The sequence below is a fragment of the Chitinophaga sp. sic0106 genome (genome assembly GCF_019219075.1).
GTDB lineage: Bacteria > Bacteroidota > Bacteroidia > Chitinophagales > Chitinophagaceae > Chitinophaga.
Map to the genome: position 1 here is coordinate 148,146 of NZ_JAHUWJ010000007.1, position 25,284 is coordinate 173,429.

The following is a 25,284-nucleotide window of genomic DNA, read 5'->3' on the forward strand; positions in this document are numbered from 1 at the left end:
GAGCCCGGATATACTTGTTTAGTTGCTAAAATTGCCGAGAAGTTTCCGTTAAATTAACTATTTTTCAACTAAAGAAACAAAATTTACAGCACGCTATACTTTCGCCAACAAGCACCATACCGAGCACGCAAGCTGTTGGCGCTATGATCACATAAAACAAATTCAACACGTAACATGAAAAAGGTTGCCCTATTGCTACCGGCGATGCTCCTGATCTTCATCGCCACTTATGCCAACATCCGCCTGCCAAACGTCCTGTCCAGCAACATGGTATTACAGCAGAAATCCACTGTAAAGCTATGGGGCTGGGCTGATCCTACGGAAAAAATTATTATCTCCACTTCCTGGAACAACAGGTCAGACACAGTTTATGGCACCAGGGATGCCACCTTTATGGCCACCATCCCCACGCCGGCTGCGGGGGGACCATATACCATCACCTTTAAGGGTAATAATACCGTCACCCTCGAAAATGTGATGCTGGGAGAAGTTTGGGTATGCTCGGGCCAGTCAAACATGGAATGGAGCAGCTATCAGCAACTACAACAGATAGTTGAGGAAATACCCCGCAGTCAGCAGAATAACATCCGGCTCTTTAACATTCCCAGGAGCACCGCTGCCAATCCGCAGGAGAACGTAACGGGTACCTGGCAAATCTGCGGGCCTGCATCGTTACCAGGTTTTAGTGCAGTGGGCTATTTTTTCGGGAAGAGATTACAGTCGGAGCTAAACGTACCGATCGGCCTGATAAACGCCAGCTGGGGCGGCACACCGGCAGAAGTATGGACGCCATCAGTAGTAGTGGAAAATAATCCTGAACTCAGTACCGCAGCAGAAAAAATACAGCCGGCACTCTGGTGGCCCTATAAACCCGGCAAGACCTACAATGCCATGATTGCCCCACTTACCAAATACTCCGTTAGTGGTGTGATTTGGTACCAGGGAGAAAGCAATGTACTCACCAGCAATACCTACAGCCAGTTGTTTACAAATATGATCAGTGCCTGGAGAACAGCCTGGAGTAAAGACTTTCCATTTTACTATGTGCAAATAGCCCCTTACGATTATGAGTACGCCAACACGGGCGCCCTTCTCCGGGAACAGCAGGTCAAAAGTCTTTCCCTCCATAATACGGGCATGGTGGTAATCACTGACCTGGTAGACGATGTAAAGAATATTCACCCTAAAAACAAACGGGATGTTGCCAACAGACTGGCCAATATGGCGCTGGGCGATACTTATCAACAAATGATGCCGGTTGCTTTCCGCAGTCCATTGTATAAATCGATGGAGATCAATGGCAATAAAATCATCCTGTCATTTGAAAACGCCCCTAATGGCTTTATGACCACTAATGGAAACGCACCTACGGAGTTTTATATAGCGGGAGCCGATAAAAATTTTGTAGCTGCCAGTACAAAGATGGAAAAAGGAAAGATCATAGTTAGCAGCGGTAGTGTAGCCGCGCCTGTAGCAGTACGATTTGGGTTCAGCAACACGGCCATGCCTAATCTGTTTAGCAAGGAAGGACTGCCGGTAAGCCCCTTCCGAACGGACGACTGGAAGGTGGACACCAGCAAAATACGTTAAATGGAGAGCCGGCAAAGCAAAGTTGCTTTGCTGGCTTTTTTCAGCCGGTTATATAGTTGCTCTAATGATTGAGGGTTAGCAAAATAGGGATCGATAAATAAACTGGAACGGCTTGAGTCCAGTACAAATACCGCACTCAAGCCGCCAAGTCAAAAAGCAGTCCAAACATTTGGGTTCACTTCAGAGCTGTGAATTTTTATTTTCTCAACCTGAAGAACAAATTTGTAGCACTTCCTTCTAATAACAAATATTTCAACTACCCTGCTGTATTATAAGAATTCATTGTTACATGACTTTTAGTTCAATCTTTTTACTTCTTATAAGACAATCGGATGTTTCATTTATCTCCCATTTATTGCCATTATTATCTGGATAGAAATCTATGGTTACTTCCCCGTCTTCTTCAAGACATAAAGCTTTATAAACGATTGTACTATCTGTATTCCTGGCCTGAACATAACGAACCTCCGAAACATCCATAAAAGAGAGAACTATTCGTTCATATTTATAGTTGTTTAAGCTGTTCATACAATTGAGCGTTACACACACCAATTTATTGGGTGCTCCCATACTGCATTCTACCTTCTCGATTATAGCATCACCAAAATCACCGTATCTTTCAATTATCTCTTTAAGCATGCATTTAATAGTTTATTTTAGATCGCCTTTCCACTTCTCCCTCCCAACGGTATGGAAGGTACTAAATCTTTTGGAATGGCTATATATTCTTTTGGTACATCTGTCCAAATAATGTGAGGCGCGGTCGGGCCATGACCACTACTAAAATCTCCCGGTGACAGAATATGACCATGACCAGACAAAGCGGATCCATGTTGCTGAAAATCGACCTGATAAATCACATCTCCATCTCCGTTGTAGATATAATTGGAGACTGCTACCTTTCCCGTTTTATCCAATTTTGTATAAACTGAGTTGGGAGTGGCTCCGCTGGGCTTTGCCTTTTCAAATCCTCTTAATGAAACAAGCTCGAATTCAGAGGAAACGGCATTAACCTGTTCAACGGCCTTAGCAGATTCTCCGACGACTTCTAATGTCGTAACTTCAGCAGTTTCAACAACAGCTACTTCAGCAGTTTCAATAGTAGCTTTAACCGCGCGTTCCACGTTAGCTGCTCCCCCAAATATATTATAGCCACCTGATGAATATTCTCTTCTTGCTTCAGCTGAACCAAACGACATCCTTCTGGAACGGTATTGCTCAGAACTTTCTCCTTCATGATAATTAGAATATTCACCCCAGGCATGATAAGCATCCCATTGTGAGTTATATTCAATTGCATGAATGTAAGCCCAATAAGTATACGTACCTTTTTCATGAGGGTTATTTGCTATCCTAAGATCCCGTTCCATCATCTTTTTGGCAAATGCCATCCCCCCAAACTCTGCTATTGGTGCAGCCAATAGGTTCTTTACAACTTCATTACCTAACAATTTGGTTGGCTCATACACGGTAAGGTTCAGATCGTTATAAGTAAAAATTGCATCCGCAACTTTAAAAGATACTTTTCGCCCAATACGATAATATTTTTCACCGAGATATTCCAGCGCTCTCGTTTTGATACCCTTGAAATATTTCAGTGCACCTTTACCATTTGAATACCAAAGATCACCAAGAGGGTCTGCAAAATTTACAGGATTATTTCCACTTAACAAATAAGGGGAAGAAGAAAGATTAACAGTTGACTTCGGGTCAACCTGCCACCATCGACCCAACTGGGGGTCAAGGGTTCGGTATTTAGCGTCATATATGCCTAAATTAAGGTCGTCAATCCTTTCAATTCCGTTAAATAGATGATTGTTCTGCATACGATTTAATGCACGACTACTTAATGCATTAATCTGCAAACCAAATGGATAATATGAATCTTCCTGTATCAGAGGTCCGGTCGTATGTTTGATTGAAAGATTGTCAAAATAGACATCAGTAGGGCTTTCATTCGACAAGTAAACATATAAATATCCGTTTTTACGAATATCCAGTTGTCCGCTTAGCTCCCCTATAGCATCCGGGGTATTTACTCGTTTTACCCCGCCGTCAACAAATTTGAAATTTTCATCGAAAATGACATAATTCAAGAATGCTTTAGGAACTTCATTTACAGCGTTACTATTCTGCTCTCTTTCAATGAAATTGCTTAACTCATTTTTATTCAGGATCAGTCCATTGGTATTACTTCTAAGCAAAGAGGCTTTTCCATCAATTGCTGAGACCGGACCAAGCAATGTCTGTATCAATTGAGCCGCAATATCTTCCGGCTGGATATTTGGAGTATTATTTGATGGACTGTTTTGCTGATAATAGTACATGGAATAGAAATCAACTCTATCTCCAGCCATCACTTTTAAAGTCTTATTCGTGCCTATCTGCGGGCTGTTTCCATTTGATTTGAGCCGTATAAACTGTCTATTTTGTCCGCCGAAGTCAAAAAATTTGTGCGTATTGGGAATATTTTCTGGCGTGGCAGGAAATGCAAACAATTCGGATTCCGGAATGGCTGGCTTAGGACTGGGGGTTGATTCATGAGTGGCCAAATATGTGAGCTCCATCGACTCGTCAGTCAAAACCACTCTGTTATTTCCAAGGTGGTCAAAGATGAAATAGTCAAAAGCGAAGTTCCCGTTTTTGCTCCTTCTTATTCTTCCACCTGGTATAGAAATATATTGTAGTTCATTATTCTTATATACTGCATTTCCAATATAATCATATATATCAACGTTTGCACCTTCCGTTACTTTTCTATAAACGGTATTTCCGGTTGTAGTGTAACCAAATTCAATTGCATTTCCTGGTGTTGCTTCCTGAAATATCTTTTCAGGTTTACCAACAAGGAAATTATTAACGACGGCAACACCTTTATTTTTATCCAGTGTAAGATTCCCTGTTCTATCATAGGTGTAATCGATTTTGTCTACCCGGTTCTGGTAATTCTTAAAGTCATTCAAGTGTTGATCTCCTCCAGCATCGTCAACACCTTGTAAGCGGTTACTCCAACCGTCATTTTCATTAATATAAGTCAGGTCATCAATAAGTGTTTGGGTTCCTCCCACAGTCATTCCATACTGTTTAAGACGTTTAATGTTCCCATTAGCGTCATAGGCTGGTACTTCTAATGAAAAGTTAGCATTTTCATTAGTCCATTGCTGTCCATTATCTGAGGAAAAATCAGCACGCTGAATTCTTCCAGCATTATCATAGGTAAAACCATAAGCATTATTAATGTCTGCATCACCTTTTCTACGCCACTTTATACCAGATAAAAGCCCTCCATAAATAGGATGAGAAAAGCCATTTTCATAAGATAATTCTAACCCAAAATAATGGTTAGAAGATGGATTTTGTACAAAATCCCTATTAATGCTTTTCAAACGCCCTACCATATCGTACCCATAGTCAACAGATTCCAAGTTTGATATCTGGTCGGTCTTGATACGTCCTAAATCGTCATATTCATAGGTATGTGTTTGACGGGAAGTCTTTTCGTTTCCATTAAATAATGTAACAAAACTTGTGGAGGGTAGCCCAAAATCATTATAATCCGTTCTTTGCTGAACCGCTATTACCGGATTATTTGCGGAAGGATTTTTATAGGTTCTGAAACTACAAATTTCATGTCCCTGGTAATCATATTGAAAAGTTGCAACATCTTCAATATTTTTATAATTCTTACCAACAACTTGTAACAGTCGTCCCTTGTTATTGTAATAACTGGTAGCTGTCATCCATTCGTCATTATTGGTGTTCCTGATTTTAGAACCAGTTAATTTTCCACTTACATTTTTGGAGAGTGCTGCAGCCTCAGGATACCTATTTGTTCCTGCATCCAGTTGAAAACGTGTATCAAATGAAATTACACCCGGAAAATCATAGTTGTCATAATAATTAATTTCGGTTGCTGAAAAATGCTCCATTTGAGGAACAAAACTATTGACTGAAATATTCTGAATTCCTCCTACACTACTAGGATTTATTTGGGCATCAAAATTTTGACCTTCGAATCCTGGCAACAGTAAGATTTCTCTTTGCGCTTCATAAACTGATTCGCCGGAATACCGATCCAATACAAGATCCATAGGAGCGGGATCGCGTAATGTAAATACCGTATTATTGAGTTCTGCCTGATCTACCAGTTGCTGCAAGCTTTCTCTTGTCGCATTTACATCTGTATAAATACCCGTGACGATTTTTCTATCGCGGGAGTCAAAAAAATTCAATGTCCATTCTCCTTTATTTCTGGAGATAAAAGTAGGGTTACGTCTAAATATAATTCGATCACGGCTGTCATAAACAACCTCACCAGCATAATCCTTTCCTGGCACAGCAACCGTAACCACCCTACCATATTTATCGTAGGTATATCTATAGGCTAATGATGATAAAACCTTTTGTGACAGGGCGGTAGAAAAACTCCAACTGTTATTATCGATGCAATATTTATTCACTAATGGTGGCAAAACAAACCTCAGCCGCCCCATATCATCATAAACATAGTATGTTCTTAGATCACTTGCAGGATCACCATTTATCATACAGATGGTTTCCAACAGCAACTTGCCAGTCTTGTCTTTATATTTGCGATTAACAACACCATCTTCACTGATTGCCTCCGTAACATTTAAGGTACCTGGCTTCACATTCTCAACAGAAACCGGGAGATAGTCATCACCATTCTCTACTGTCCAGGATCGGACCAAATCAACAGCATTGTTTAGTCTTATAACTTCGGTTGTAGCAATATCTTCACCAACGAAATGTTTTCCAGGTTGCTTTATGCTAGATATACGAGAAATGGAGGACGCCTCTAGAGACTTAATTGTATAACCGTATCGGTCGTTGTTTTGTGTCTCATAAAAAGCAGGTTGAGCAACATGAATATCGGGCTTAAAAGAACCTGGTGATCCGGTATTGGTTAGATAGGGTAAAAAATTGGCAGTTTGTTCGTTAAAATCGTTAAAGGATAATCCTACAACCGCATCTGCTCCTTTTTGATTTGCATGAACCATTACCGATTGTACAACCCTCGACAAGCCATCCTTATATTCTATTTTACGTTGCACCTCACCACTTCCATTCAGGGCGTTTGCCGCTGTCAGATCAAGTATACCGGGTTTTAGTATTAAAGTACTAATTTCTTTATTGAACTTATCTTCCGAAAAAGCTGAATAATCTGTCATAACCACTGCAGGAGAAGCCAGAGAGCTATTGACTTCCGCCGGTTGATTCCTTCCCTGATCATTTTTTATTCTAACCTGAACTACATTTGAAACAGCTACTTGTTCTCCTGATATACAAGTTCTCCGAAAATAGGTAGTAAGCGAAACCTTGGGCGGCGCATAATCCTGAGCATTGGCACCAGCCAAAGGCTGCCATACAAACTGATCAGTCGAGTATTCCCACTGATAATTGACAGCACCAGTGTTACCAGTAGGGAGCGTGCCAGTAAAGGGTGCAGGCTGAAAAGATTCACTGCTCTCTTGGGAAGAAGAAATCGTTCCTCCAAATAGAACAGGTATCGGATCAACCTCTACTGTATTACTGTAGGCTTGTTCTGATGAGGCCATAGATTTTCTACGAAAAAAAACCTTTCCATCAAGAAAGAAATCCCCGTATGAGGCTTCGAAAATTTGCTCCGACAGATCAATCCAGGTTTCTTTATCAGTCGACTTTTGCCACAAGTACGAATATCCCGACGAAACATCAAGTCCACCAGAACCAGGCTCCACGCTTTTTAGCAAGTCTGTTAGACTAACAAAAGTATTAATTATAGGCGTGGTTGCAACCCCAATACTGCCACCTGCAAATTGTTTGACAACAGGAAGCGTCCAACAAAACTCAGTAAGTATACCGTCAGTATAATGACAGGTAGCTGTAATTGTATGGAGCCCTTCAATTGGAAAAGTAGCGACAATATGCGTATCCTGCGCATCTTTGACCTTAATTTCCCCCCGGCCACCGAGCGTCCATTGTACGTATTTGATATTTTTTGACGGTACATAGAACTCTGCGTCCTTATTCACTACGACTGCCGTTAATGAAATGCACTGCGCTGAAGTATAAATAGACAACAGTAGCAAAGTAAGGGTATAATATATTTTGGCAAGAACACAAGTTGTTCTCATAAGTACATTATTTAGTAATTGATAACCTAATTAGTTTTTGTATTCATACCTGAAGCTTCGAATGATATTTCGATCAGCATCACGCTCTGCGACCCTAACACCGAATGCATCATATTCAAAATACACAACCAGATTATCCTCAGAAGCCATTGAGGAAACAAGGTTTTGACTGTTAAAAGTGGTTGATTTAATAACTCCTCCGATAGGAACCAATCTCAGCTCATCAATTTTACCCGCCCCACTTATAATAATTGTCGCGGTTCCTGTGAATTCGACCGAATACAGGGTCCAGCCATTTTTATCACTCAATACCAATGGACTTGTTGAAGTTCCTCCATTTGTGCTAATAGAAATATCCCCGCTCTTTTTCCAATAGGTAAGCTTATATTTTGTTAAAGGATTTAAATTTTCCTTTCTAACACTCAATACTTTCGATAAATTCAACACACTTTCACCAGTAGGCGCATCCATCATGGTTTCCTGGGCTGTACCTAAACCATTTTCTGTGATAAGCCAGTTTCCTTTGGCATTAGTCTCGAAGCTACTGTATCCTACGTCATTTCTGGATGCATTATATGCCTTGGCAATAATGTTATTACCAAAATCATCGAAAATATTAGTCTCCATACGCCCACCAGCTACAACTTCTACCAATCTTCCATCAGTATCGTACACATTTTGCAATTCTATATCACAATAGGCGCTCACTCTGTTCAAAACACTCCCATCAAAATTTCCCACAACAGATGCAGACAAGGGTTTTTTAATATTGAGGGCATATGATTTTCCTATTTTTATATCCCCATTGTCAAGTTGTTCCATTGCGGCAACATCCATTCCGATTAGTTTTGGTTCACCTCCGCTTATCTGCCAATTCTCAGATGCAATAGGGACATTTACCATATTTTTAGATACCATCGCCTGCAATACACCTGGAATTTTATAATTATAAGCATAATAATGACGATTCTCCAACTTCACCCCGTCTGGATAGGTATTTGTTTCCGTTATTAAGTTTCCGTAATCATCGTATTTATAATCAGTACGCGTAATGGAAAAATTGGATGGTCCTGAGTACGACTTTTTCACATAGTACTCCAGCTTCGGACTACCAATCAACGGGTAGAATGGTTTGATGATTGCCACCACGTTGGGAATCTGAGCGTCAAAATCTGCTGGTACGCATGAAACAGTTGTCTTTACGTCCATTATTGCGGAGTAATTATTAATGTCTTGTATCTCTTTAAACCAACCGGTATAATGATAAAAGTTATCAGACACAATCTCTCCATCTTTTGTGAAAATTTTTTTCCTCTTGGTGAGGCCATAAAATTTTGGAATAAATCTACTCCGGATCGAATATTTGTCAGTAGGGGCTATCTGTGGAAAATCTTTATCCGTTGTGAACTCAAATACTTCTTTACCCAAATTATTTTCAGTAGTCCCAATATAAACGGTTGCATTTGCAAACCGCGGCTTGGGAATATTCAATCGTTGTGCATTACCATTTGAATATTGTGTTGCAACATAGTCAAACTCTTGTCGGTCAGGTGTCGTAAAATTTGAAATAATTGCAGTAATTGCACTCATTGCAAAATAGACGTAAATACTAAACTTTGCAACTTGCGATTGCGCAAATGCACTACTGCCTTGTACATGGTAATTGAGAAGTTTAAGACTAGGCATAAACATATCACGTGCTAATCCTCCAGCATTAAAAGTTCCCTTATTGGGAATTGCAATATGGCTTCTGACCGTTTCAGCATACGAAGGCTCTTCATAACTCCATAAGGAAGGTTTTCCATCATCTGCATTGTAATTATATTCTCTTACTAAAGGAGGATTGGCCTGAATTCCATCTGTTGTGATAGTCTTGGTAACACATACTCCACTTGCCTCTCCCAGTGCGCCACTATTATTTCGGAAAATCATGTCGTAAACGTACTCCATCTTCCCTCCATATGGATAAGTAACACTCTTAATTAACCCTAATTGGCGGGTACTAACCCATGGCGCAGGTCTACGCTTTGCCGGCTCGTAAAACCACTTGATATTACTGATGATATTTTCATCAGTGGTCCAAGGTGCTAAGGAATAACCGGTGTAATATCCATAGTGATCAGAAGTAGATGTCAGACGGGGCGGTACACCTCCAACAGAACCACTGTTGTAATAATCGAACAAGTAAGGTTTATCTAATACGCCATTGCGACCAATACTTGCAGCACTCGACAGACAGAGCCTGGCTTTTTCTTTTTCTTCAGTGGAGAACTCAGTATCATAGGGCTTATATTCTTTATCCAGGAAGTAATTGTAGGCAAAACTTGTACCAGACACTTCGATATTATCCCGTAAAATTGCAATACGTGTCAATGCTTTTGCTCCCGGCAGGTCTGCACGCTCTTTATCTGCATAACTAAAATCCACCACAGAATTGTCTGGCAGAACAATCTTAGTTATTCTTTTTGACTGACCAATAGCCCACGTTGCAAATTGAGTATAGGTTCTATTTCCAGAATTCGGATTTTCCAGCGTCAGTGAGCCGGAATATCCAAGGATGTATTTATAATAGTATTGATCGTATAAGAAACTGATCTTTTGCTGTCCACCTTGATGCCGAATTTCAGTAAGGAACCATTTATCAACCACCGAATAAGGATTTTCCTTCCATAAACCAGGTGATATAAAATCTGTAAAGTTGCTAGTTGTTCCAGGTTGCAATGGAACTCTCTTAGAACCATTGCCACTATATGATATTATCTTTTGAGTGGACTTATCGCTAAACACATACTTTACTCCCGATTCATCAGTTACAATGAACTTGCTAATAGTAGATAAAATATTTTGTGAAAACATATCTTCTTCCACAAGTTCCACTTTAATATTCGCTCCATCCAATATCGTAATTTGTTTATTATAACCAATTACAAAAGTCACAGATCGACCATTCACCTGCATTACAAATTCATCCTGAATTTTGTCTTCGATTACTTCTAAACTGTGTTTATAAAAGAAGCTCCCACCATAGCTGATTGGCATGTATCCCAGCCCTTGTGGTATAGTAGTGACTATACCATGCTTAGGTTTGTGTAGAAACCCATTGGCATATTTCTCATTTTGAAAAATGCCTCCTTTTTGATCATCCGGCTGATCTTTCACCACTCTGGTTATGCTACCACCACAATCCAGGTCCCATCCAGTACCCACATCGGATGCCAGCTCATCTACCTTCAACCCATTTCCACCACTGTAAATAAGTTGTGCTTCCGCCATCAACCCGGCATCATTCTTAAATGAAAAAATTGGAAAGGTTATTTGTGGTGCCCCTGTCGACAATTCCACCTGACCACTGACCTTGATGGAGAAAAAAATTAGAATAGTGCATACTCCAATACGCCACAAGCTGACGCAGTTCCTTCCTAGGCTATATTTCATAAATAAAGGGACGGTTTTACACAGAAAATCCAGAAAAAATTGTTATTAATTTCTATTATTAGATTAGGTAATAAATAATGCATTCCTATTAAAAAATCAATATCATCCTACTACAAGTGGCTAAAGCTTACAATAATGCAGTCAAATACTAATCAAAGAAAAAATAAAATAGAACAGAGCAAAAAAATAAACAGCCCGGGCTATAAACCGCGATGATTCCATCCATAAAACCAAGACAACAAACATTCAGAATAAATGGCAATAAAATTATTACGTCTAATGGTTAGCTTTGATATAAGTGGACTTTCTTCTAAATTATAAACCCTACGCTAATACGTAGGGTTTATAATTTCTCCTGTGATCCCGCTGGGACTCGAACCCAGGGCCCATACATTAAAAGTGTATTGCTCTACCAACTGAGCTACGGAATCAGCAATGATATTTTCTATCAAAGCGGGCCGCGAAGATATGCATTAACAAATAAATACCAAAAAAAAATTAAAATATCACTACAGCATCTCCTCCACGTAGTAAGAAACCTCCAGGAACCTTTTCCCTGGCGCTCTTCCTTCCTCATTAGCATCCGGTGTTTTCAGCACTCCTCCCATAATAATATGCGTCTCGGGAAGCCGCTCCTTGTCCCTGGCAGCTGCCAGTACTATCACTTCACCGCTCACCTCATCACGTATTTCGTAGGCATCATAGTATTCTGAAACAGGTATCAGCGTAAATACGTTCACCACCGGTACCAGGATAAATCCTGTCAGGTAAGTATCCGAATGCACCGACTTCGGCGTACCACGAATGATCACATTCGCCGCATCAGGGCCGTTCAGCGCTTCCGCCGGCGACAATACCACCGGCTTAAACTTTTCATACCCCGCCTTCAGGTTATCATCAAACCTCCCCACCACTTCTGCTTTGGCACTTGCATCCAGCTTATCCATCGCCATTTCCAGGAACAGCATCGCCTTCTGCTTCTCAAAAAACAGCCCTGCCACCTTGCTCACTTCTGCTTCGCTGATCTTTTGATCATGGGAGTGGGTAAAAATATTGTAGAACCGGCCGCCGTTGTCCAGACTGTCAATCGCTTCTGCAGCGGTTTTGAAGGGTTGAATCTTTTCCATTTGCTTTTCGTTTGAGGTGTTACTAGTACATCCCTATTAAATTACGCAAATTCCCAAAGGCCGCAAAATATAACTACGCTCGACTATGATAATCTTTGTAGGGAAATATCAAATATGATATAACTACACGAAATATTTAATATATATGCTGTACAAAAAAAACTGCCAGATGGGACTCATCATCATTGTAAACAGTACACTGTAACATACAATTATGCCTAGCACCTGCCTCCAACGAGGCTCAGATAAATATTGTGCTTTACATTTATTCATCCTGGATCTTGTAAAGATAAATCGCTTTTGAAAACGGGAAATCCCCCAAAGACTTAATGGCAAGGTCACAAATACCAATAGTCCCATCTTCGTAACTATCAAGGTCAATACAATTATGGGCGCCAGCAGGAAAAAAAATACCATCATATCTATATTTATTCTGGCATTAAATTCAGGACCACCATGCCTACCCTCCTGCCCGGCGCCCCAAAAATGTGTAATAAAATATTCGTATACCTTCATTTGCGCAATAAGATATTAAATCTGCCGCAAATAAAATAGCCCGCAGATTTATCCTGCAGGCTGTTTTATCATCTAAAAAAGGTTACTACCTCACGTCTTCGCTTTCTCAAAATTACCTTGCCCCCGCTCCTTTTGCTCCACTTTCAACACTATCACTAACGGCGACGTATACACCTTCGGTTGTACCGGAATAAAATATTCATCCCTGCTCACCAGTTCCGGCTGCAACGCCACACCGGGCTGCTCCAGCGCCCAGGCTTTCGCAATCGACTGCTTAGCCGGCAGCTTCACACGCAGATTTCCATTCACCGGCACATTGCACACCACCATGTACACCGTATCTGTACCGGCTTTACGGGTATAATAGCCCCAATCCTGCTTCTCCAGGCCGGCATAGCCGGTACCATAAACAGCACTGCCATTCACTTTCATCCAGCGGCCGATATTGCGCATCAGCTCCTGCTCTTCCGTACGGAAAGTCCCGTCCGGCTTAGGCCCGAAGTTGAGCACAAAATTTCCGTTCAGCGAAGCGGATTTCACCAGCATCTCAATCAGCTCATTGGCAGACTTCACATGCCCAAACCACTGCTGATGGTACCCCCACTGGTTCTCCGGAACAGTCATCACCCCTTCCCAGTCGTTGCCATGCACCTGGGCTATGCTGTCTGGCAGCTTCCGCTCCCAGCCCTGCTCGTAATCGCCCATCAGGCGGTTATTGGAATCGAAATGCCGCGCACCTTTTTCATCTGCGCGGAGGCGACTCCCAATAATCAACCCCGGATGTAACTGCTGCAGGTACTGCTCCAGTTCATCACTGAAAGCACCATCATTTTTCCACGACTCATCCCAGGTACCATCAAACCAAAAGCCTTTTACCGTAGGATAGCGATCCAGTAATTCTTTCAATTGATTTTTTACAAATACTTTAAAACGGGCCATCGCAGCGGAATCCGCCGGCGATTTTATACTCGTGCGCCAGTCCGGGTGGTTCCAGTCAATGATGGAAAAGTACAGATAGGCATCAATACCCGCCTTGTTATAAGCATCCACCATCGGACCCAGGATATCCTTTTTATAAGGCGTACTGGCAATGGTGTACTTGGAATATTTACTTGGCCACAGGCAAAAACCATCATGGTGCTTGGTAGTGATGATCATGTACTTTGCCCCCATGTCCTTCGCCTGCTGCGCCCATTCCACCGGATTATACTTCGTTGGATTAAACTGCTTGTACAACTGATCATAAGCAGCATTCGGCATTTCCTTCCAGCTGCGTATCCACTCGGCGGCGCCATGATATACTTTACCTTCCCACATGCCTCCCGGTATCGCATATACGCCCCAATGGATAAATTGTCCGAAGCGGAGATCACGCCAGCGCTGCATATCCGCATCGGTCCTGTTGCCAATACGATGCGCTCCGTGCTGTAAAGGGATAGTATCTTTTACCTGAGCGGTAGCTACATGTGCCAGCAGCATGGCCGCAGCACTGCATACTTTAAATAGGTTCATCATTTCACTGTTGGTTTATATTCCCAAATAATAGTATCAGTAATAGTTTTTCCATCACGTGTAGCCGTAGCCGTGATAGTATTTTTACCACGCTTCAGCACCACGTTATCAAAAAGCAGGTCACGGCTATTAGCGCCGGTACGACCTTTCAGCACCGTTCCTTTATTTACACGCAGCGTTACGTTTTCCATATTGGTAAATACTTCCACGGTAGCCTTCGCACTGCTACGCACATTATTCCTGCGTTCAGCAATGTACACCATAGGCGCAGGATTCCAGTTGGCCTTATACCAATACCAGGCATCCTTGCGCTGGGTACGGTCGTAGGTAACCAGCCCTTTGAGGTTACGGGCATTCACCCCTCCCCTGTTCCACATAGGCACCGCAAATTCGAACATGTTCCACAGGTAAGACGCCGCTATATACGGATGCTTTTCAATAATAGCCCATTGCTGTACATGCGTAGCGGTTTGGTAGGTTTCCGGGAAAAACTGCCCGTTCACCGGATTGAATTTTGTCGACAGAGAATCGGTATGCTGCGCAATATTTCCATCGGCCCCATACTCGGTTAACATCAGCTTGTAATCCGGATAGTTCTTTTCCAGGCCGCTCACCCATTTCTCCAGATCTGCTATCTTCCCTTCATACCAGCCATAATAGCGGTTCATGCCTTGTATGTCGGCAGCCAGGTTCGCCGGCCTCGTCATCTCCCCATAGCCACTAACGGCAGTGGTTATACGATCCGGATCTTCTGTTTTGGCCAGGTCATTGAGCTGCCGCGTTAATACGGCCACATGCTCATCCGGCGTTTTGCTGTACACTTCGTTGTGCATGCCCCACACATAAATGGCAGGATGGTTGAAGTTTTGACGTATCAGCTCTGTCAGCTGCTGCTTGGCGTTATCGCCTTCCTTTCCGGACGAGGCATTTACAAACGGAATTTCCGCCCAAATCACAAAACCCATGGTGTCACATTGCGCATACAGGTACTCTGCCTGCTGATAATGTGCAAAGCGTATAGTGGTAGCTCCCACTTCGTGGATCACATCCAGATCAGCCTTGTGCTGGGCATTGCTGAGCGCATTGCCGTAGTCCTGCCACTCCTGGTGGCGCGTAACGCCATGCATCGGATAAGACTTCCCATTCAGGAAAAATCCTTTTCCCGGCACTAACGCAAACGTACGTACGCCCAGCGGCTGGGTCACCGCATCCATCACCTTACCACCCTGTAATATGGTGGTAGTAACGCTATACAGGTAAGGATCTGTTAACCCATTCCAGAGATGTGGCTGGCTGATGCGCAACTCCTGCTCTGTGATATTGATCCCTTGCGGACTCGCCTCCAGCGGCTGCTCCTGGCTCGCCACCAGCTGCTGCTCCCGGTCCCGGATCTCCGTTTTCACGACCACCGGGGTATGGTGGGCCTGCCTATTTTCAATCTTGGATTTCACGCGGATCAGGGCCTGCCCGTTTTGCAGTACCTGCCGGATGTATATACCCGGACTGGCATAGTCCGTTGTAGTAATGTTAATATCGTTGGTCACAATCAGGCTCACCGGGCGATACATGCCACCAAAAATTCCGAACAGGAAATTATTGACAGGCAACACATCTTCCCGCTGCTGGTTGTTAGCTTTTAGTACAATGGTATTTTCTTCTCCAGCCTTTAACTCATGGGTAATTTCAAAACAGAAAGCGCTGTACGATCCTCTGTGCTGGCCAATATAGCGACCATTCACATACAAATCCGCTACCGAGCCTACCCCTTCAAACCGAAGAAACGATCGTTTCCCTGTCAGGTTAGCATCTGCCTTAAAAACTTTTTTATAACACCCGTCGCCTGCATAAAAATCCTTCCCTTCCTGCATATCCCGGTTGTTCCAGGTATGCGGAATTTGTACAGTAGCAAAGCCGCTATCGCTGTTACCGGGGGTAAACCCACCTTTTCTAAACTGCCAGCCATCGTTGAAAGGCTTTGTGAGCCTGCCTTCCTGGCCGCGCGCAATAGCGGCGGCCAGAAGCAGGGTACATATCAATCCTGATTTCTTCATGTTCTATTTTATTTTACATATCCCTCGTTCTGCGTCAGCACGGCGTCTTTGTTCACGTCGATTTCTGACTGCGGAATCGGCAAGTGGATATTATAGTCGCTGATGGTAGGTCCTGCTTTGGGATTGAACTTTTTGGTACGCGTTATCAGTGTTTTAGTCCTGATCAGCGTGAGTCGCCGAAGCTCTTCAGCAGTCAGCTCCCTGGCCCTTTCATCCAGCAGGTAGTCCATGGTAACGGCAGCAGCATCTACGGGTGTAGCCCCTGCCCTGTCGCGTACCACATTGATGCTGGCAGCTGCCCCGGCAAGATCACCCTGCATCAGCTGCGCTTCAGCCAGGAGCAGGTAAGTCTCTCCCAAACGCATCATAATCCTGTCCTTAAAGGAGCTGGCGCCCTGTGGGTCATTGGGCTGGAACTCATACCACTTGGTGGTATGTGCATAAACGTTTTGAATGGTATCAAAACCGGTGACCACCACCTGCTGACCATACTTAGCACCAGCAGGATCATTGTACCAATAGTTCCTGCGAATATTGTAAGGTGAGTTACGCATGTCTTTTTTCTCGTACAGCTCATACGTCCACCAGTTGGTAGGGCGAATCCTGCCAATACCACGGCCACCAAGGGAATCCGCCAGCTTCATACCGGCAACGTTGATATAAAATGGTCCCCATTCCCTGCGGCGCTGATCAAAAGTAGCACCGCCACCAGTGATGTTATACTGCTGCTCTACTACCCAGATGGCCTCGGTGTTACCCTGGCTCCGGCGCATGCTACCGTAGGTAAACATATCCGCAAACGCATCACCAGGCTGATTTGCCTTGATACCGTACCTGTTTTTCACCAGCGTAAAAAACTGACCATCAATAATGCTCTGCGCGGCTTTCTGCGCATCAGCAGGTTTGTTGGCACGCAGGTAGGCTTCCGCCAGCAGTTGTGCAGCAGCAAATTTATTGATGCGGCCCTGCTTTTTAACGCCTGCCGGATCAGGCAGATTGGTCACAGCAAAGTTGAGGTCACTGATGATCAGCGCAATCACTTCTGCTTCTGTAGCACGGGTGTAATCCGTGCGGGGCTTGGTTACCGGCTCTGTCAGCAGCGGTACGCCTCCATACAAAATTGAAAGGTGGTTGTAGGCATATGCCCTGAAAAAGCTGGCTTCTGCCTTATATAGCAAACGCTGTGCATCGGTAAGACTAGCACCAGGATTATCGCTCGCCTTGATGATATTATTAGCTGCGTTGATTAATTTATAGCACCAGTTCCAGATGGAGCTGGCAGCCGTTACGGAGGAGTTCAGGTTACGGTAATCGTCGAACGGCGCCTGTACTGCGTTTGGCTGCCCTGTAATAGCCATGTCCGTACCCACAAAATAGGTAGCCATCAGCCCCTGCGTGTTGCCGTAATCGTTACGGAAAATACTGAGCATACCGGTGCTGGCAGCTTCGAAGCCCAGTTCATCCACCAGCGTATTATCCGGTGCGTAGGACGACTTCAGTTCCTCATCCAGGAAGGATTTGCTGCAGGAGATAAAGGAGGTAGTCATCACACCCGCCAGCAATAAACAATATATTTTACGACTGTTCTTCATGTCTGAATCTTTTAAAATTTACAAACTGATGTTTACACCAAAAATGACAGTAGCTGTGTTCGGATAAAAATCAGGGCTCTGTTGTCCGCTACCCTGGCCATTGTTGAGGCGGGCGTTGGTGGAGGTGATGGTAGACGGGGATGTTTCAGGGTCCCAGTTTTTCCATTTGGTGATGGTAGCCAGGTTGCGGCCACTCACATACATCATCAGGTTGGAGATTTTATAACGCGATAATAAATCCTTGTTGAACTGATAGCTGAGCGTCACATCTTTCAAACGGATGTACGACGCATCTTCCGCATATTTATAACCTCTCGGGTTATTGTAAAACAGGGATGGGTTGGTATTGATTTTATTTTCGGACGTCCAGTAAGGAATATCTGCCGGCAGATTCACAATACCGCCCTGGTCACGGTTATCGAGGATATTGTTTGGTCGCAGCGAGCCATGTACATCCTGGATGAAAATATTGAGGGAAAAGTTTTTATACGTAAACGTATTGGTCAGGCCAGCCATATATTTAGGCAGCTGTGTACCGAGGTAGGACCTGTCGTTGGCATCAATTTTACCATCGTTATTGATATCTGCAAATTTGATGTAACCTGGTTTGGTACCGGGGTCCAGTTTATTGTCTTCTCCTTCCTGCCAGATGCCCACCATGGTATAATCGTATATCCCTAACAGTGGTTTTCCGATAAAGAGGTTGTTACCAATATCGTCCTTATTATCTCCATAAAGTGCTACTACTTTGTTTTTATTAAAGGAGATGTTAAAGGAAGTAGACCATGTGAACCCGTCGCCCACTATGTTTTTGCTGTTGAGTAATATTTCCAGTCCCTTGTTGGCTGTCTTTCCGATATTATCAAATATGGTATTATAACCGGTGAGAGATGGGATTTTCCTGCTAAGCAATAAATCGTAGGTTTTAGTGCTATACCCTTCGATGCTACCGCTTAAACGATTGTTGAGGATGGCGAAATCAACCCCGACGTTCAGGCCGGTGGTGGTTTCCCATTTCAGGTTGGCATTGCCCAGTTTATCCGGAATGAGGCCAATGGTGGTTACGCCGTCATAGATATATGGATCAGTGGTGAGTCGGGTAAGCGTCTGATAAGCACCCACCGCCTGGTTACCCGAACGGCCATACGAAGCGCGCAGTTTCAGCTGATTGAAGGTAGGCAGGTCTTTCATGAACTGTTCGTTCTGGATATTCCAGCCTACAGCCACGGAAGGAAATACGCCGTATTTATTGGAGGCGCCAAAGCCGGAGAAACCATCGCGGCGGATGGTAGCCGTAATCAGGTACCGGCTATCATACGTGTAGTTGGCGCGGAACATCTGCGACAGCAGGGTGCTGGTGGAGTCGGCAGAATATGTTTTCTGCACCTGCGCTGCGCCGAGGTTGTTATAGTCCAGGTTGTCGTTTACGAAAGTATTGGCCGTTAGGGTGGTGGTAAACAGGAGGTCCTGCTGGGCGCTGTACAATGCCGTAAAATCAAGGGCGTGTTTACCGAAGGTTTTGGCATAGCTCAGCACATTTTCCACGATCCACTGTTTGCTTTCTTCATTGTATATGTTGGCGGTACCGAGGTTATCGCCCATTTTACGACCGATGTAGCTGCCGGTTCTTCTTGGACGGTAGCCGTAAGAGGCGTTCACGCGGTATTTCAGGCCTTTTACAAAATCGGGCGCTACTTCTGCATAACCACTGGCATTGATATTTTTATTGCGGTTGATGGCAGGGTTGTAGAGTTCAATGAGCGGGCTCTGATACAGTGTTTGCGGAGCTATCGGATAAATTTCATAATCACCTTTGTCGTTATACAGGGTACCATATGGGCTCAAAGAATTCGCGTTAAAAAGCGATACGCGGCCACCGTCTTCGTTGTTGTTTACGAAAAACATGTTCACTCCTGTTTTCAGCCAGGAGGTAACGTTAGCGTCTATATTAGCGCGGATGCTGGAGCGGTTAAACTGGTAGCCTTTGAGTGTACCTTCCTGTTTGAGGAAAGTTCCGGACACGTAGTATTTTACGTTCTCCGTTCCTCCGGCGATGCTCAGTTCATGGCTCTGGATATATCCCTGCTGGCTGATTTCCTTCTGCCAATCCACAGGAGTTACGCCATTGGCGTAGTTTTGTTGTTCGGAGAGATACGGGAGATCCGGTGCGGTAGGGCGTCCTGCCTGGATATTGTACCAATGGTTCTTTTCACGGTACTGATCTCCATTCATATTTTTTACCACGTTGCTCTGAAATTCAGGTCCACCATAGCCATTGTAGGTGATTACGGGTTTACCGGATTTACCTCTTTTGGTGGTGATCATGATCACACCGTTAGCGCCGCGGGCGCCGTATATCGCGGAGGCGGATACGTCTTTGAGCATGTCGATGGACTCGATATCATTCGGGTTAATATCGTTGTAAGTGCCGCTGAACGGAATCCCGTCGAGTACAATCAGGGGAGCGTTGCTGGCGGAAATGGATTTAAGGCCGCGGAGGTAAAAGGCGGGGCTGCTTCCCGGGCGGGTGGAGTTGTTGATGATGTTGACACCGGCGGCGGCGCCCTGTACAGCCTGCAGCACGTTGGTTACCGGCAGGTTTTTGAGTCGCTCTTTAGGTACGGAAGAAATAGATCCTGTAACATCACTTCTTTTTTTGGTACCGTAGCCTACTACCACTACTTCTGCCTGCTGTTCTATAGCGGCTTTTAATATAATATTGAGAGATGAGTTGCTGCTGTTGACGGTGACTTCCTGGGGGAGCATGCCCATGTAGGAAAACACCAGCACTATCGCTTCGGTGGACGCAAGATGCAACGAGTACGTACCATCATTGCCGGTACTGGTACCCTGGGCGGTACCTTTAACGCGTACGGATACACCGGGCAATGGATTGCCGGCTTCGTCCGTCACTTTCCCTTTGAGGTCGATGGCCTGCTGGGCTGCGGTGGCAGCGGGTTGCAAGGCAATTGGTTTAGGGGAGATAAAAATGGATTTCTGTTCGATGGTGTATTTTAATGGTTGATCTTTGATCACCATATCCAGAAAATCCTTGATGGCAGTGTTTTTCACGTCGAGCGTAACAGGATGGGCAGCACGCAGCACATCTTTGCTGGCCACGATAGTGTAGCCTGATTGCTGACGGATGACCGAGAATACTTTTTCTACCGGCACGTTATTGCCTGCCCAGGTGATACGCTGTGCGTAGCCTTCCGCACTGGCCTGGAGCAAAGCGGCCGTAATCAGGAAAAAAGTCAGTTTCATTACTAACAACATTTTGGTTGGAAACAGGCGGCCCCTAGTTCGCATAGGCGCATAGGGCTGCCGGTTACAAAGAGCATTTTTTTGCATAACTTTGTACTGGTTTGGCTTGATAAAAAATAAACAGTTGTCCTACAAATTCAATTGTGCGTTTAGGCCGTAACCATTGTGGGCGGAGGTGGTTCGAAGCACCTTCGCTTTTTAATTACAGGTAAACCTTATGTACGGGAATTATTTTTCCATGTTCCTGTTGACTGATTTTTTTGCTCCTACTATCAGTTTATTATTTTCCATACTAAAATAGATGCCTGACTCCTGCAGGAAATTCAACACGCTGGAGAGGTTTACATCGCAGCCGATTTCACCGTAGAAGGTGATATCCGGTGGCGTGTCCAGGTATACGACTTCTATATCGTACCATCTTTCCAGCAGTCGCATCACAGTAGTCAGTTTTTTGTCCTGGAAGTTGAGAATACCATTTTTCCAGGCCATGACGGCAGCGGTATCTGCATTGTTCACTATGTTAAAGCTGTTGTGCTGATCCAGCAGCAGTTGCTGCCCTGGCTTCAGCAGTTGTGCCATGCCTTTGCGTTGTATTTTCACTGCGCCTTGCAGCAAAGTGGTGCTGATATTGTTTTCATCCGTGTAGGCGTTTACGTTAAAGCTGGTACCCAGCACCTGGATGTAGGTATCATCCTGCAGTTTAACGCGGAATGGTTTGCTGGGCTGCTGTGCTACTTCGAAGTAGGCTTCGCCGCTGAGTTCCACGGTTCTGTCGCCCCCGGTGAAGGCGGTAGGAAAGCGCAGCGCTGAGGCGGCGTTCATCCATACCAGTGTACCGTCGGGCAGTTGCAGCCTGAATTTGCGTCCTTTCGGGGTGGACATGGTATTATAGCTCGTACCGTTGCCTGTGCCCTGATAGGCCAGCTGACCATTTTGCAGCACCACGCTGGCGCCCTGCTGGGTGCTTACCACCCCGTTTTGGAGGCTGTCCAGCACTACCTGGGAGCCATCGTCGAGGGTGAGTATGGCGCCTTGCTTACCGGGTTTTATATCGGTGGCTTTGGCAATAGTGGTGGCAGGTTTGCTGTTGCGGTGATACCGGAGGTACCAGGTACCGGTGCCCAGTAGCAGGATAACGGCAGCAGCAGCGGCGAGGCGGGGCCAGAGGCGGCGCACCCGCTTATGGAGGATGGATTGGATAGCAGGTTCATAGCTGGCCGGATCATAGGCCGGATCAGGTATTTCAGCTGCTAAAATTTCCTGGATGAGTGATTGCCACTGTTCATCGTCCGCATTTTTACGCAGCTCCGCCATCAGCTCTTCGGTTTCTGCCGGGGTGGCGGTACCGTTATAGTAGCGGGTAATTAAATATTTATAATAGGCGGTTGACTCCACTGCGTAATACTTTTACCGGCTAGACGCAAAAACGGGTTTGTCGTACTATCCAATTTGAAAAAAAATTAAAAAAATTTCAGCAGTAGGGCTATAAGTAGTAACGGCAGCGGGTTTCCGGTTTTTTGTTCGAGGTATTCCCGGACAAATCGCCTGGCGGAGAGTAACTGATTTTTTACGGTGTTTTCTGAAATCGCGAGGGCGTCGGCTATTTCGCGGCGCGACTTACCATCCTGCATGCTCATCATGAATACCTCTCGCCGGGCTACCGGCAGTGCAGCGATGGCATCGCGGAGGATGCTTTGCAGTTCTTTGGCGTAAAATTTTTCGGATAGGTCCAGGTTGTCCTGGATATCGTCGGCGGGGAGATCTTCGGTGCGGCCTTTTTCGCGGGCCTGGAGCCGGAGCTGACTAAGGGAAAGATTGGATGCCATGGTGTAGAGCCATCCGCCGGGATTATCGATATGCACGAGCCTATCCCGTTGCAGCCATACTTTCAGGAATACTTCCTGCATTACTTCCGCAGCATCAGCGTCGGAACGGAGTAATTTCTTCACGCCCTTTGCCAGCACTGCGTTGTAGCGGTGATAAAGCAAACGGAAAGCATACTCGTCCCCACTGGCAATCCGTGAAAAAAGTTCCCTATCCTCAGTTAAGTTCATTCAATCCTTATAATATGTGACCCCGGAGGTCTAAAATAGCAACAATTATCGGCAATTAATCTAGTAGGGTGAATAAAGCATTATCTTTTAAGAAGATGGTATTAATATCATTGCAGGTGTCAAAATCACGCTTTTCCTTTACTGAGGTCAATTTGCAGTTTGACCGTTGCTTGATTATTGCAATAAAAAATCGATTTAGCAATCTCCTAAATTTGTCATGATAATTTTCTGCTATAGGATTTATCTGTGGTTATTGATAATTTACTGTTGATCGACCGTTTATCTGCCCCTAAGAAACCCAAGGATCTCATGAGATATCCGAATCTGTTATGTATTGCACTTTGTGCATTTTCCACGTTGGCTTTTACTGCCTGTAGCAAATCATCACTTCCGGAGCCAGCTACTCCCTCCGCTCCTACTGAAGCAGTTACCGAAGCAACCACGCCTGTAGGCACCGTTATTTATACCAGTAATGGGTATAAACTTACTTTTATTAATAATGCCAGCGGATTTGATGATGCCACGCGTCAAAAATTCGTGAACATGTATTTCAGTATTTATCCGCAATTGCTAAATCGATTTTATTCCGGCGCCACAAAGCAGGTGACCTTCGTAATCGACCCTAATTATACCGGTGTCGCCTATACGTCGGGAACCACGGTAACCTACAGTGCAGCGTGGATGAGCAGCCACCCCCAGGATGTAGATGTGTTAACCCATGAAGTAATGCATGTGGTACAGGCCTATACCGGCGGTACACCCGGCTGGCTTACAGAAGGGATAGCGGATTATGTCCGTTATAAATATGGTGTCAACAACGGCCCCGCAGGCTGGTCGCTCCCCGCCTGGAGTTCCACACAATCCTATACCAACTCCTACCGGGTAACTGCACGTTTCCTGGCCTGGCTGGAGTTGCATGTTAGCAGCACCATTGTTACCAGTCTCAATACAGCCTTGCGTAATAAAACATATACCAGCAACACCTGGAATCAACTTACCGGCAAATCTGTGGATCAGTTATGGACCGACTACTCTAATAGTCCTGCCCTGTAGCACAGCCTAAAAATCATCATAGCATTGTTGTAATTATTCTCTAACCAGGGAATGATGAAGGGTCGATCAACTTTTCAGGCAATGCTATGTACAATCGGTTACCGGCAGCCTGAGAGGGCTAGCCGGTAACTCGGTTTATATGTATGAGATGGGAAACCGCGGTTGGCGGCGGTCAAGTTGTAAATAAAGTTCACCTCACCAGCAATTAAAACAGCAGCTGTCCGGCACTAACCTCCATGTAAACCACGCCAGCATTGAGCGCCGATTTTGGGTACAAAACTGTGATTAAATTGCCTTGTAAAAAGTGATCTGTTTTAATCCACCGGGGCCTTTAGTGACCCACATCGGGAGTCGGCCTGACTAATAAAATTGCGATTAATTTGCAGTATCAAAAGTGATTTATTTTAGCCACTGGGGCCTTTAGTGACCACCATCGGAAACGGACCGGGCACAAAACTGTGATTAAACTGCAGTGTAAAAAGTGATCTATTTCACCCCCCCAGGGGCTTTTGCCACCTGAAACGCCTGTATCAGTGCCTCATGCATACGCCCTACCTGGTCGTTCGGGACTTCATAAAATCTTTTGGTGTCAGGTTCGTACAGCATTTCCCCTTGTGTGCTGATGAGCAGCAGCCGCTGTTCTCCCGAACGCAGCATCACATTACAAAGGTGATACCCCTTCCATAAATAACCAGTCGTTTTCTTTTCGCAGGAAGTGCCGGGAAGTACCTCCTTCACCGTTTGCACCGGTAGTGCGTAGCCCGGTAAACTATCGAGTTTCGTTCGCAGATTGCTGAAGCTCCCGCCGGTAGGCCAGTTGTAAATAATGAAAGTATCAACCTGGTCCCAGCGAATACAATCGCTCTTGGTTTGGGCGGAACCAGTGAGCATGTAAGCACATGCTAACAGCATTACGGCTAAGATCTTCATACTGGCTACTTTTGTGTATAAAA

Annotated in this window: 13 protein-coding genes and 1 tRNA gene; 2 read left to right on the forward strand and 12 right to left on the reverse strand. The window is 44.6% G+C overall.

Annotated elements, in window-relative coordinates:
* The first annotated feature begins 174 nt into the window (after nt 1-174).
* The gene (locus tag KW844_RS12635) at nt 175-1,590 is read left to right on the forward strand and encodes a sialate O-acetylesterase (protein ID WP_218377099.1); all 1,416 of its coding nucleotides are present in this window, start codon (nt 175-177) and stop codon (nt 1,588-1,590) included.
* A 285-nt stretch (nt 1,591-1,875) separates the two neighbouring features.
* Here the strand turns inward: KW844_RS12635 and KW844_RS12640 are convergent, their stop codons facing one another.
* From KW844_RS12640 to KW844_RS12690, 11 genes are all read right to left on the reverse strand, one after another.
* Complete coding sequence (locus tag KW844_RS12640; protein ID WP_218377100.1) at nt 1,876-2,229, reverse strand: hypothetical protein; 354 nt, start codon at nt 2,227-2,229, stop codon at nt 1,876-1,878.
* A gap of 17 nt (nt 2,230-2,246) precedes the next feature.
* Complete coding sequence (locus KW844_RS12645) at nt 2,247-7,727, reverse strand: DUF6443 domain-containing protein (protein WP_218377101.1); 5,481 nt, start codon at nt 7,725-7,727, stop codon at nt 2,247-2,249.
* A gap of 30 nt (nt 7,728-7,757) precedes the next feature.
* Nucleotides 7,758-11,162 carry a hypothetical protein gene (locus KW844_RS12650; RefSeq protein WP_218377102.1) on the reverse strand — a complete coding sequence of 1,135 codons (3,405 nt, stop codon included), beginning with the start codon at nt 11,160-11,162 and terminating at the stop codon, nt 7,758-7,760.
* A 358-nt stretch (nt 11,163-11,520) separates the two neighbouring features.
* Nucleotides 11,521-11,593 (reverse strand) — tRNA-Lys (locus KW844_RS12655).
* 78 nt (nt 11,594-11,671) lie between these two features.
* Complete coding sequence (locus KW844_RS12660; protein ID WP_218377103.1) at nt 11,672-12,289, reverse strand: hypothetical protein; 618 nt, start codon at nt 12,287-12,289, stop codon at nt 11,672-11,674.
* Between the two features lie 606 nt (nt 12,290-12,895).
* Nucleotides 12,896-14,320, reverse strand: coding sequence for an alpha-L-fucosidase (locus tag KW844_RS12665; RefSeq protein WP_218377104.1), 1,425 nt, complete (start codon nt 14,318-14,320; stop codon nt 12,896-12,898).
* The gene (locus KW844_RS12670) at nt 14,317-16,368 is read right to left on the reverse strand and encodes a glycoside hydrolase family 2 protein (protein ID WP_218377105.1); all 2,052 of its coding nucleotides are present in this window, start codon (nt 16,366-16,368) and stop codon (nt 14,317-14,319) included. Before KW844_RS12670 ends, KW844_RS12665 begins: the two co-directional genes overlap by 4 nt.
* Nucleotides 16,369-16,376: 8 nt before the next feature.
* A complete protein-coding gene (locus KW844_RS12675) occupies nt 16,377-17,960 on the reverse strand; it encodes a RagB/SusD family nutrient uptake outer membrane protein (protein WP_255578400.1) in 1,584 nt (527 codons plus the stop codon).
* 18 nt (nt 17,961-17,978) lie between these two features.
* Entirely contained in the window at nt 17,979-21,224 is a 3,246-nt protein-coding gene (locus KW844_RS12680) for a TonB-dependent receptor (RefSeq protein WP_218377106.1), read from the reverse strand.
* A 228-nt stretch (nt 21,225-21,452) separates the two neighbouring features.
* Complete coding sequence (locus KW844_RS29400; protein WP_370626492.1) at nt 21,453-22,619, reverse strand: FecR family protein; 1,167 nt, start codon at nt 22,617-22,619, stop codon at nt 21,453-21,455.
* A gap of 65 nt (nt 22,620-22,684) precedes the next feature.
* On the reverse strand, nt 22,685-23,278 hold the full coding sequence (locus KW844_RS12690) for an RNA polymerase sigma factor (protein ID WP_218377107.1): 594 nt from the start codon (nt 23,276-23,278) through the stop codon (nt 22,685-22,687).
* Nucleotides 23,279-23,587: 309 nt separating this feature from the next.
* On the opposite strand from KW844_RS12690, the gene KW844_RS12695 reads away from it, so the two are divergent.
* Nucleotides 23,588-24,331 (forward strand): basic secretory family protein, encoded by a 744-nt coding sequence (locus tag KW844_RS12695; RefSeq protein ID WP_218377108.1) that lies wholly within the window; start codon nt 23,588-23,590, stop codon nt 24,329-24,331.
* 486 nt (nt 24,332-24,817) lie between these two features.
* On the opposite strand, the gene KW844_RS12700 is transcribed toward KW844_RS12695, so the two are convergent.
* Nucleotides 24,818-25,261: a hypothetical protein gene (locus KW844_RS12700; protein WP_218377109.1), complete on the reverse strand. Its 444-nt coding sequence runs from the start codon at nt 25,259-25,261 to the stop codon at nt 24,818-24,820.
* Nucleotides 25,262-25,284 lie beyond the last annotated feature (23 nt).